1 protein-coding gene and 1 pseudogene are annotated in these 620 nt (G+C 63.9%); one reads left to right on the top strand and one right to left on the bottom strand.

Going from position 1 to position 620, the window contains the following annotated elements; all coding sequences use genetic code 11:
* Positions 1-303: pseudogene (locus AC0L20_RS39680) on the bottom strand (dihydroxy-acid dehydratase domain-containing protein); the annotation flags it as partial.
* Between AC0L20_RS39680 and AC0L20_RS39675 the strand changes: the two are divergent.
* Positions 224-620 (top strand): class I SAM-dependent methyltransferase (locus AC0L20_RS39675; protein WP_473295616.1); only part of this gene is annotated, 397 nt, incomplete at its 3' end. The pseudogene AC0L20_RS39680 and the gene AC0L20_RS39675 sit on opposite strands and share 80 nt — an antisense overlap.

The raw sequence follows: 620 nt of genomic DNA, 5'->3' as shown, positions 1-620 counted from the left end.
GGCGATGTCCAGGGTCATGGCGTTCTCGAACGCCTTGAAGTTGGCGATGTTGCGCGGCAACACCGACTCATCGTTCTCGCCGTAGTAACGCTTGCACAGCTCGACGATGGTGCGGCCGGCCTGCAGGAACAGCTGCTCGCGGTCGCTGTGGGTGGCCAGCGTCGAGCCGTTGCCCGGCAAGGCCAGGCCCAGGGCTTCGACCAGGCAGTTCATCGAGTTGGCGGTGAACATACCGGAGCACGAACCGCAGGTCGGGCAGGCGCTGCGCTCGTATTCCGCGACCTTCTCGTCAGAAGCGCTGGAAGAAAACGGTGTGAAATTCGAAGCCCCGGTGATCCAGGGCCAGAAAACCGGCTGGTTCTACGACCACCGCATGAACCGCGCCCGCCTGGCGCCGTATGCCAAGGGCAAGCGCGTCCTCGACCTGTACAGCTACATCGGCGGCTGGGGCGTACAAGCCGCCGCATTCGGCGCCAGTGAAGTGTTCTGCGTCGACGCCTCCGCCTTCGCCCTCGATGGCGTCGAGCGCAACGCTGCGCTGAACGGCGTCGCCGAGAAAATGACCGGCATCGAAGGCGATGTGTTCGAAGCGCTCAAGGAACTCAAGGCCAGCGAAGAAC

The sequence above is a fragment of the Bradyrhizobium sp. Kon58 genome (assembly GCF_055807455.1).
The sequence above is the reverse complement of the archived record's forward strand: the minus strand, read 5'-3'. Positions and strand labels throughout refer to the sequence as shown.